Origin of the sequence: Grimontia celer, assembly GCF_900055185.1 — a bacterium.
Lineage (GTDB): Bacteria > Pseudomonadota > Gammaproteobacteria > Enterobacterales > Vibrionaceae > Enterovibrio > Enterovibrio celer.
Map to the genome: position 1 here is coordinate 216,956 of NZ_FIZX01000005.1, position 9,403 is coordinate 226,358.

The 9,403-nt window shown below is 49.5% G+C and carries 13 protein-coding genes; 11 read left to right on the forward strand and 2 right to left on the reverse strand.

Annotated features, from left to right (window positions below; all coding sequences use genetic code 11):
- Nucleotide 1 precedes the first annotated feature (1 nt).
- Both slyD and GCE9029_RS22405 read left to right on the forward strand, forming a co-directional pair.
- A complete protein-coding gene (gene slyD, locus GCE9029_RS22400; RefSeq protein ID WP_062667083.1) occupies nt 2–577 on the forward strand; it encodes a peptidylprolyl isomerase in 576 nt (191 codons plus the stop codon).
- A 136-nt stretch (nt 578–713) separates the two neighbouring features.
- Nucleotides 714–1,679 (forward strand): isoaspartyl peptidase/L-asparaginase family protein, encoded by a 966-nt coding sequence (locus GCE9029_RS22405; protein WP_062667085.1) that lies wholly within the window; start codon nt 714–716, stop codon nt 1,677–1,679.
- 16 nt (nt 1,680–1,695) lie between these two features.
- Here GCE9029_RS22405 and GCE9029_RS22410 read toward each other — a convergent pair whose 3' ends face one another.
- Both GCE9029_RS22410 and GCE9029_RS22415 read right to left on the reverse strand, forming a co-directional pair.
- The gene (locus tag GCE9029_RS22410; RefSeq protein WP_002535174.1) at nt 1,696–1,920 is read right to left on the reverse strand and encodes a SlyX family protein; all 225 of its coding nucleotides are present in this window, start codon (nt 1,918–1,920) and stop codon (nt 1,696–1,698) included.
- A 14-nt stretch (nt 1,921–1,934) separates the two neighbouring features.
- A complete protein-coding gene (locus tag GCE9029_RS22415; RefSeq protein ID WP_062667087.1) occupies nt 1,935–2,912 on the reverse strand; it encodes a WD40 repeat domain-containing protein in 978 nt (325 codons plus the stop codon).
- Between the two features lie 122 nt (nt 2,913–3,034).
- On the opposite strand from GCE9029_RS22415, the gene fkpA reads away from it, so the two are divergent.
- From fkpA to GCE9029_RS22460, 9 genes are all read left to right on the forward strand, one after another.
- Nucleotides 3,035–3,811, forward strand: a complete 777-nt coding sequence (gene fkpA / locus GCE9029_RS22420) for an FKBP-type peptidyl-prolyl cis-trans isomerase (RefSeq protein ID WP_062667089.1) — start codon at nt 3,035–3,037, stop codon at nt 3,809–3,811.
- 165 nt (nt 3,812–3,976) lie between these two features.
- Nucleotides 3,977–4,699 carry a helix-turn-helix transcriptional regulator gene (locus GCE9029_RS22425; RefSeq protein WP_002535169.1) on the forward strand — a complete coding sequence of 241 codons (723 nt, stop codon included), beginning with the start codon at nt 3,977–3,979 and terminating at the stop codon, nt 4,697–4,699.
- A complete protein-coding gene (tusD, locus tag GCE9029_RS22430) occupies nt 4,696–5,088 on the forward strand; it encodes a sulfurtransferase complex subunit TusD (RefSeq protein ID WP_062667091.1) in 393 nt (130 codons plus the stop codon). The genes GCE9029_RS22425 and tusD overlap by 4 nt, the downstream gene beginning before the upstream one ends.
- Before the next feature lie 8 nt (nt 5,089–5,096).
- Nucleotides 5,097–5,453, forward strand: a complete 357-nt coding sequence (gene tusC, locus GCE9029_RS22435; protein WP_062667093.1) for a sulfurtransferase complex subunit TusC — start codon at nt 5,097–5,099, stop codon at nt 5,451–5,453.
- A 9-nt stretch (nt 5,454–5,462) separates the two neighbouring features.
- Nucleotides 5,463–5,753 (forward strand): sulfurtransferase complex subunit TusB, encoded by a 291-nt coding sequence (gene tusB, locus GCE9029_RS22440; protein WP_062667094.1) that lies wholly within the window; start codon nt 5,463–5,465, stop codon nt 5,751–5,753.
- 179 nt (nt 5,754–5,932) lie between these two features.
- Complete coding sequence (gene rpsL / locus GCE9029_RS22445; protein WP_002535163.1) at nt 5,933–6,307, forward strand: 30S ribosomal protein S12; 375 nt, start codon at nt 5,933–5,935, stop codon at nt 6,305–6,307.
- 98 nt (nt 6,308–6,405) lie between these two features.
- Nucleotides 6,406–6,876 carry a 30S ribosomal protein S7 gene (gene rpsG, locus GCE9029_RS22450; protein ID WP_062667097.1) on the forward strand — a complete coding sequence of 157 codons (471 nt, stop codon included), beginning with the start codon at nt 6,406–6,408 and terminating at the stop codon, nt 6,874–6,876.
- A 72-nt stretch (nt 6,877–6,948) separates the two neighbouring features.
- Nucleotides 6,949–9,045, forward strand: coding sequence for an elongation factor G (gene fusA, locus GCE9029_RS22455; RefSeq protein WP_062667099.1), 2,097 nt, complete (start codon nt 6,949–6,951; stop codon nt 9,043–9,045).
- 104 nt (nt 9,046–9,149) lie between these two features.
- The coding region (locus GCE9029_RS22460) for a GTP-binding protein (protein ID WP_231870185.1) at nt 9,150–9,403 on the forward strand (254 nt) is incomplete at its 3' end.

The following is a 9,403-nucleotide window of genomic DNA, read 5'->3' on the forward strand; positions in this document are numbered from 1 at the left end:
GATGAAAATCACTAAAGACGTGGTAGTAAGCATTGCTTACCAAGTGAAAAACGAAGACGGCATCGTGGTTGACGAATCAACCAAAGAAATGCCACTGCAGTACCTGCAAGGTCACAACAACCTGATCGTAGGTCTTGAAAATGCACTGGAAGGTCGCGAAACTGGCGAATCTTTCGAAGTGACTGTTGCGCCGGAAGAAGCGTACGGCGAATACCTGGATGCAATGGTTCAGCGCGTACCTGCTGACGTGTTCCAGGGCGTTGATGAAATCGTTGTTGGTATGCGCTTCCTGGCGGATACTGACCAAGGTCCAATCCCAGTTGAAGTGACTGATGTTGACGGCGACGAAGTCGTGGTTGACGGTAACCACATGCTGGCTGGTCAAACCCTGACGTTCAATGTGGAAGTGGTTGAACTGCGTGCGGCTACGGAAGAAGAAATCGCACACGGTCACATCCACCAGTCTGGCGGCTGCTGCGGTGGTCACGACCATGACGACGAAGGCGGTTGCTGTGGCGGCGAAGACAAAGGCGACGACCACGAATGTTGTGGCGGTGGTGGCTGCGGCTCTCACTAAGCCTTAGGCTTGCAGCTATCGCTGGTAGCTGGGTCTGAAAAGAAAGCGCTAATCGATCAGTCGGTTGGCGCTTTTTTATTATGCAGTTTCATATTAATCTCATCGGACATCCACTCTCATTTCGAAAGGAATCATCATGACCCGCCCCTTTTCTATCGCCATACACGGTGGTGCTGGCACCATTGAACGCAGTCTGATGACACCAGAGCTGGAAGCTTCTTATCGTAAAGCACTGGCGCAGTCAGTGATGGCAGGACATGCCGTGCTCGAACAGGGTGGATCTTCGGTTGATGCGGCAGTCGCTGCTGTGACTGTGATGGAAGACAGCGAGCTTTTCAATGCAGGCAAAGGCTCGGTGCTAACCCACGACGAAACTGTTGAGATGGACGCTTCTGTTATGGATGGCAGAAACCTTGAAGCCGGCGCGGTAACCCTAATTCGTCATATCAAAAACCCGATACAACTTGCCCGTGATGTGATGCAAAAAAGCCCCCATGCGATGTTGGCGGGTGAGGGCGCGGAGTCCTTTGCCTTCAAAGAGTGCGGCTACGAGTACGTCGAGCAGGATTACTTTTTCACAGATCGTCGCTACAACGAGCTGAAAACGATGAAAAAAACCGGCGGAGTTGCACTATCGGAAGCGCGCTATCCAGATGAAAAGAAACATGGCACAGTCGGAGCGGTAGCGCTCGACAAAGAAGGCAATCTGGCTGCTGCAACCAGCACGGGTGGACTCACCAACAAGCGCTGGGGCAGAGTCGGTGACACACCGATCATTGGTGGAGGCAACTATGCCCGCAATGGCAACGTGGCGGTATCAGCAACCGGTATGGGCGAACTTCTCATGCGCTGCACGGTTGCAGGCGATATTGCAGGGCGCATGCAATATGGCAACGCATCTATAGATCAAGCTTGCCGCGATGTGATTCACGGTGATTTCCTGAGCCTTGGCGGAGAAGGCGGTGTGATTGCCATTGATGCTGACGGACGGGTGAATTTCGAGTTGAACTGTCCGGGCATGTACCGCGCGACGGTGAACGAGAAAGGTGAAGCGTTGGTGGCTATTTTTGCGGATGAAGAACTTCAGGCCCTAGGAACCTAGGGCCTAGGACCTGCTTTCAATAATGCGGTGGCGGTGTTTCTTCCGACATGCTGGCAATGTTTGCCGGCTCCATCGCTTTCAGCTTGGTTACCAAAAAGGTGATTTGCGTTGCCATCTTGTCGATGGTTTTTTGCTGCTGGGTGATCGCATCATTCAGCTCTTCAATCGTGTGTTCCTGAAAAGCCTGTTTGATCTCCAGATCGTCAATTTGTTTCTGCAGACGCAGTTCTGTCTCGGTCATTTTGGTATCTCAAATTACTCTGCTATCCACGCCTGAGCGATACCGGCGGAAGTGCCGGAAATCACGCGACCAGTTGGATCGATGGCGACATCATACACGACTGCACTGGGTGGACGCGTATTTTGTTGCTCTTCCGCCAACCAGCGGCCGAGATTGTCCCCGCTTTCTACATCCCAAAACTCTACCCGTCGTCCCGGTGTTCCAGTCACCAGTTTGGAGCCATCATCTGAAAAACGGGCGGTTGAAAAATTCGGATGGCGGTGGAACATATTGAGCTCGGTTTTTGGCTCGCCCGTCGATAAATCCCAGATAATGGCGGTGTCATCACCATCTGCAGAAAAGGCGAACTTACCGGTGCGGTGTAACTCTACGCGGGTAATACGGTGTTCATGAGGAAACTCATTGAGGATTTGTCCGGTTTCCGTGCTCCAGAAAAAAGCGTTGTGATCATTACCGCCTGACATGGCGAATTTTCCGTTGGGCGCGAGTGACACACTGTTCACTTTATCTTGGTGGGCAAGGAACTCTAAGCGTCTTCCTGTGCCTAAGTCCACGAACAGGGCTTTGCCATTAGAAAGGGCAAGCAGCACTTTTTCGCCATTATTACTGATATCGACATCGCGGATGATGCCGTCGGAAATCGACCACAGACCTTCGGCTTGTCCCCATGCCAAATCCCATACCGCAAAGTTTTGCGATGTGGCGGTAATGGCGTAGCGGTTGCTGTCAGAGATCTGACTGGCGATCACGGTGTTTTTATCCGGGTCCTGATCGCCGAATTCGGCCAGTTTTTTATTCTCTACCAAATCCCACAAATCAATGCCGTGGGACGTGGAAGCGATAAGCGCGAACCGGCCGTCTCGGCTAAGGCTGAAACTGGTGACACCATCCGGATCCAGCGTCCAGCGCTGGGCTTCATGTGTAGAGTGAAAGCAACCGGAAAGTGCTAACAGTGTCAGAAATAAGCAAATTGTGCGGACGAATTGTCGCATTGCCCTTGTGTTCCTTATCTTGGACCCCTATAACGTCGAGTATATTGATCGTTTCGGGCTTTCGCATCGTTATCGCGTAAGCGAATAAAAGAAATGTGGGTTTTATACCAACGGAGTCACTAATGAAATCAGTTTTTAAAATGTCGCTGCTGGCTGCCACTGTTGCACTAGCTGTGGGTTGTCAGGAAGAAGCGAAAGACGAAACCGCAAAAGTTGAAGCGCCAGTTGCTGCTGAAGCTGTCACGTTCGCCACTGAAGATGACAAAGCGGCATACGCGATTGGTGCGTCCCTGGCGCAGTACCTGAAAGCTAATCTGGACCAACAAGAAGAGTTGGGCTTGTCACTGAGCAACGATTTGGTTCTGCAAGGTGTGCAGGATGCATTTGCTGATAAATCCAAGCTGACCGAAGAAGAGGCGCAATTGGCACTGCAAGCGCTGGATCAGCGTGTCGCCCAACTGGCTCAGGAAAAAGCTCAGGAAAAAGCAGCAGAAGCAGTGAAAGCGGGCGAAGACTTCCGTGCACAGTTTGCGAAAACCGAAGGTGTTAACACCACGGATTCTGGTCTGATGTACCTGGTTGAAACTATGGGCGAAGGCAACAAGCCAGCCGCAGAAGATACCGTAGTGGTTCACTACAAAGGTACCCTGACTGACGGCACGCAGTTCGACAGCTCTTACGACCGTAACCAACCAGCGACTTTCCCGTTGAACCGCGTGATCCCAGGTTGGACTGAAGGTGTGCAGTTGATGCCAGTGGGCTCTAAATTCAAGTTCGTCATTCCGCCAGAGCTGGCATACGGTTCTCAGGATACGCCAGCAATCCCAGCTAACTCGACCTTGGTATTTGAAGTTGAACTTCTGGAAATCAAAGGTGAGGCTGGCGAAGCGAAAGGTTAATCCTTCCACTGCACGTTTGCTTACAAAGAGAACCCCGGCTTTTGTCGGGGTTTTTTTATTTTCTTGATCTAAGTCTGTTAGACTTATCGCTAGATTTTAAAGTTTGCAGCTTTCGTTTATCTTTGCCTGCGGTAAACGAAATCCATCACAAAGGAAGATAAACCTGTGGTATCGACAGACAGCTTTGGTGCGGACGTGATCGTCGAAAGTGATTTTATCGAGAGTAATCCTTTCACTGACACCGATCGCGTTATCCTGAAATCTTATGAAGCCGTGGTAGATGGTCTTGCAGCCCTGATTGGTCAGCACTGTGAAATCGTGCTGCACTCACTGGAAGATTTGAACACCTCTGCTATCAAAATTGCCAACGGTGAGAACACTGGCCGTCAGGTGGGTTCGCCAATTACTGATTTGGCACTTCGCATGCTGCGTGATATTGAAGGGTCTGAACGAAACTTCTCACGTGCTTATTTCACACGTGCCAAAGGCAATACCCTGATGAAGTCCATCACAGTAGCCATCCGCAATGCGGATAACCGCGTGATTGGTCTTTTGTGTATCAACATCAACCTGGATGCGCCTTTCTCTCAAGTGCTGCAAGCTTTCATGCCGACAGAAGAAGCGCGTCAGGCAGTGTCTTCTGTTAACTTTGCCAGTGATGTTGATGAGCTGGTAGACCAAACGGTTGAACGCACCATTGAAGAAATCAATGCCGATAAGTCAGTGTCGAATAACACCAAGAACCGCCAGATTGTGATGGAGTTGTTCGATAAAGGTATTTTCGATATCAAAGATGCTATTAACCGTGTGGCGGATCGCCTCAATATTTCCAAACACACGGTTTATCTTTACATCCGCCAGCGTAAAGGTGAGGACGGCGAAAAATGAGCCTGAGTTATGTGCTCGTGGTGAATGGTCCAGTGTACGGGCGCCAGTCATCGCTCACCGCGTTCCGCTTTGCCAAAGCAGTGATAGAAAAAGGACACACGTTAACGCGTGTGTTTTTCTATCAAGACGGTGTGTCCAATGCTTCCTCCCTGACTGTGCCAGCCAATGATGAGTTTGATTTGGTTGCTGCTTGGCAATCGCTGTCAAAAGAGAGCGGTGTGGAGCTTGAAACCTGTGTTGCTGCTGCGCTGCGTCGTGGTCAGGTGAGCGAAGAAGAGGCCAAACAGCACGCCCTCACATCTTCCAACATGGCTGATGGCTTTTCTCAGGCAGGTCTTGGCGCGCTTTCGGAAGCTCTGCTGACTGCCGATCGCGTTATTCAGTTTTAGGTGCATCCATGAATAAGATAGGTTTTGTTTTCTCTTCTGCGCCTCATGGTAACGCGTCTGGCCGGGAAGGACTTGATGCAGTGCTGGCAACCTCCAATTACAGTGAAGATCTCATTCTGTTTTTCGTCGGTGATGGTGTGATGCAACTGCTGGCGGACCAAAAACCGGATGAGGTGCTGAGTCGCGACTATATTTCTACCTTTAAAATGTTGTCACTGTGCGATGTGGAAGAAATCTACGTGTGTGCTGACTCATTGGCTGAGCGTGGTCTGAGTGACCATCCCCTTGTTATTGGGGTAGAAAAAATCTCACCAACGGACATTGCAGCTTCACTGGGCCAATGCACCAAAGTGCTCCAGTTTTAAGGAATGACAATGCTTCATACCGTTAACGCTTCCCCTTACGCTTCGTCAGCTCTGGCGAATTGTCTGCGATATTCCGAGAAACACAGTGAGATCCTTTTGTTGGAAGATGCAGTTGTTGCCGGGATCCTCGGTGGGCAATGGGAAGGGCAGCTTATTTCATCAGGACGAAGAATTTATGTGCTTCAGGAAGACGCTATCGCCCGTGGCATCGAGCAGAAAATCGTATCACAATTTGAACTTATTGATATGGAAGGGTTTGTTGAACTCACGGCCCGGCATGTCACGCAAATGAAATGGTGATTTAGCCGTCTATCTACTAGCGTAAAGGCTTGGGAATGTAGCGGTTATAAAACGATCAATGCAAAGATCGTTGTATAAATCTTGACACCCAATTTGACGACGCCTAAAATTTCGCGTCCCTACTTTTGTGGGGCATAGATTTTTCACACTTATACGTAAGTAATATCAGGAGCTATTTAATGGCAACTATTAACCAGCTGGTACGCAAGCCACGCATCAAGCAAGTTGCAAAAAGCAACGTGCCTGCGCTGGAAGCGTGTCCGCAAAAACGTGGTGTATGTACTCGTGTTTACACCACTACTCCTAAAAAACCTAACTCGGCACTGCGTAAAGTATGTCGTGTTCGCCTGACCAACGGTTTTGAAGTTACTTCATACATCGGTGGTGAAGGTCACAACCTGCAAGAGCACTCAGTTGTTCTGATCCGCGGTGGTCGTGTTAAAGACCTTCCAGGTGTGCGTTATCACACCGTTCGTGGTGCACTTGACTGTGCAGGCGTTAACGACCGTAAACAAGGTCGTTCTAAGTACGGTGTGAAGCGTCCTAAGTCTTAATGGAATCCGTTAAGTAAGGCCAAACACTAATTAATTTGTAATTTTGAAAAAACTGAAAAGTTTTGGATAAAACCTGAAGAAGACAACGGAGAATTTCCATGCCACGTCGTCGCGTAATTGGTCAGCGTAAAATCCTGCCGGATCCTAAGTTCGGATCAGAGCTGCTGGCAAAATTTGTAAACATCGTAATGGTTGACGGTAAAAAGTCGACTGCTGAAAAAATCGTTTATGGTGCACTGGACATCATGGCAGAGCGTTCTGGTAAAGAGCACCTGTCTGTGTTCGAAGCCGCTCTTGAAAACGTACGCCCTGCGGTAGAGGTTAAATCTCGCCGTGTTGGTGGTTCAACTTACCAAGTGCCAGTAGAAGTACGTCCTGTACGTCGTAACGCTCTGGCAATGCGTTGGTTGGTTGAAGCTGCGCGTAAGCGTGGTGAAAAATCTATGGCTCAGCGTCTGGCTAACGAAATGCTGGATGCATCTGAGAACAAAGGTACTGCTGTTAAGAAACGTGAAGACGTTCACCGTATGGCAGAAGCGAACAAAGCATTCGCTCATTACCGCTGGTAATACCTTTTTGGGCGCGACTCCGGTCGCGCCTAAACCACATTCTAAGGATACCCTTAGTAAGAGGATACTACTGTGGCTCGTAAGACCCCTATTGAGCGCTACCGTAACATCGGTATTTGTGCGCACGTAGACGCAGGTAAAACTACAACAACAGAGCGTATCCTGTTTTACACTGGTCTTTCTCATAAAATTGGTGAAGTGCACGATGGTGCGGCAACCATGGACTGGATGGAACAGGAGCAAGAGCGTGGTATCACCATCACCTCCGCTGCGACTACAACTTTCTGGCGCGGTATGGATGCACAATTCCCTGAGCATCGCATCAACATCATTGATACCCCAGGACACGTTGACTTTACCATCGAGGTAGAGCGTTCCTTGCGCGTATTGGATGGTGCAGTAGTTGTATTCTGTGGTTCTTCCGGTGTTGAACCTCAGTCAGAGACCGTTTGGCGTCAGGCTGACAAATATGAAGTTCCTCGTATGGTTTTCGTCAATAAGATGGACCGTGCAGGCGCAGATTTTTTGCGTGTGGTTGAGCAGATTAAAGTTCGACTGGGCGCAACTCCAGTGCCAATTCATCTGAATATCGGTGCTGAAGAAGACTTCCGCGGTGTTATCGACCTTATCAAAATGAAGGCGATTAACTGGAGCGAAGCTGACCAGGGCATGAGCTTCACATACGAAGACATCCCGTCAGACCTGCAAGAGCTGGCTGATGAGTGGCACCAAAATCTGGTAGAAGCCGCTGCAGAAGCAAACGAAGAGTTGATGGACAAGTACCTTGAAGAAGGTGAATTGACCGAAGCTGAAATCAAGCAAGCTCTGCGTGAACGTACACTGAATAATGAAATCGTACTGGCGACTTGTGGTTCTGCATTTAAGAACAAAGGCGTTCAGGCGGTTCTTGATGCTGTTATTGAGTTCCTTCCTTCTCCTGTTGACGTAAAAGCGATCAAAGGTGAAGACGAAGATGGCAACGAGATCGAACGTCACTCTGACGACAACGAACCGTTCGCAGCTCTGGCATTTAAGATTGCTACAGACCCATTCGTAGGTACTCTGACCTTCCTGCGTGTTTACTCAGGTGTGGTTAACACTGGCGACACTGTGTACAACTCAGTGAAGCAAAAGCGTGAGCGTTTCGGCCGTATCGTTCAGATGCACTCAAACAAGCGTGAAGAAATCAAAGAAATTCGCGCGGGTGACATTGCAGCGGCCATCGGTCTGAAAGACGTCACTACAGGAGACACCCTGTGTGCGCAAGAATCAAAAGTTGTTCTTGAGCGCATGGAATTCCCTGAACCAGTTATTCAGATCGCTGTAGAGCCACGCTCTAAAGCAGATCAGGAAAAAATGGGTATCGCGCTGGGCAAACTGGCGGCAGAAGATCCATCATTCCGCGTTGAAACCGATGACGAGTCAGGCCAGACCCTGATCTCAGGTATGGGTGAGCTTCACCTGGACATCATCGTTGACCGTATGCGTCGTGAGTTCAGCGTAGAATGTAATGTAGGTAAGCCACAGGTGGCATACCGCGAAACCATCCGTGGTTCGGCTGAAGTCGAAGGTAAATTCGTCAAGCAGTCTGGTGGTCGTGGTCAGTACGGTCATGTTTGGCTGAAACTGGAACCATCTGAGAAAGGCGAAGGTTTTGTCTTCGTCGATGAAATCGTTGGTGGTGTGGTACCTAAAGAATACATCGGTGCTGTTGCTAAAGGTGTTGAAGAGCAGATGAGTAGTGGTGTACTCGCCGGCTACCCAGTGCTTGATATCAAAGCAACGCTTTTCGATGGTTCATACCATGATGTTGACTCCAACGAAATGGCGTTTAAGATCGCTGCATCTATGGCGTTCAAGAAAGGTGCACTTGAAGCGCAACCTGTCATTCTTGAGCCAATGATGAAAGTGGAAGTTACCACTCCAGAAGACTGGATGGGTGACGTAGTGGGCGACCTGAACCGTCGTCGTGGTCTGATTGGCGGTATGGATGAAGGTCCTGCCGGTTTGAAGATCATTCGCGCGCAGGTGCCACTGGCTGAGATGTTTGGTTACGCAACTGACTTGCGTTCAGCGACTCAGGGCCGCGCATCTTACTCTATGGAATTCAGTGATTACGCTGATATTCCTAAGAATATCGCTGATTCAATCATCGCAGAGCGTTCTTGATTGATAGGTGGTTTTAATGCTGGCATTATTGGCCCGCATTAATAAAAACTTCTGATCGCACTCACGACGGTGAGTGCGGCTCACAACTAGGAAGGAACACGATCGTGTCTAAAGAAAAATTTGAACGTACGAAACCGCACGTTAACGTTGGTACTATCGGCCACGTTGACCACGGTAAAACCACTCTGACTGCAGCAATCTGTACTGTACTGTCTAAAACTTACGGCGGTTCAGCGCGTGACTTCGCATCAATCGATAACGCGCCAGAAGAGCGCGAGCGTGGTATCACTATCTCTACTTCACACGTAGAGTACGATACTCCAACTCGCCACTACGCACACGTAGACTGCCCAGGACA

Coding starts and splice junctions, on each gene's coding strand:
- slyD (WP_062667083.1), top strand. CDS start 2: ATGAAAATCACTAAAGACGTGGTAGTAAGCATTGCTTACCAAGTGAAA.
- GCE9029_RS22405 (WP_062667085.1), top strand. CDS start 714: ATGACCCGCCCCTTTTCTATCGCCATACACGGTGGTGCTGGCACCATT.
- GCE9029_RS22410 (WP_002535174.1), bottom strand. CDS start 1,920: ATGACCGAGACAGAACTGCGTCTGCAGAAACAAATTGACGATCTGGAG.
- GCE9029_RS22415 (WP_062667087.1), bottom strand. CDS start 2,912: ATGCGACAATTCGTCCGCACAATTTGCTTATTTCTGACACTGTTAGCA.
- fkpA (WP_062667089.1), top strand. CDS start 3,035: ATGAAATCAGTTTTTAAAATGTCGCTGCTGGCTGCCACTGTTGCACTA.
- tusD (WP_062667091.1), top strand. CDS start 4,696: ATGAGCCTGAGTTATGTGCTCGTGGTGAATGGTCCAGTGTACGGGCGC.
- tusC (WP_062667093.1), top strand. CDS start 5,097: ATGAATAAGATAGGTTTTGTTTTCTCTTCTGCGCCTCATGGTAACGCG.
- tusB (WP_062667094.1), top strand. CDS start 5,463: ATGCTTCATACCGTTAACGCTTCCCCTTACGCTTCGTCAGCTCTGGCG.
- rpsL (WP_002535163.1), top strand. CDS start 5,933: ATGGCAACTATTAACCAGCTGGTACGCAAGCCACGCATCAAGCAAGTT.
- rpsG (WP_062667097.1), top strand. CDS start 6,406: ATGCCACGTCGTCGCGTAATTGGTCAGCGTAAAATCCTGCCGGATCCT.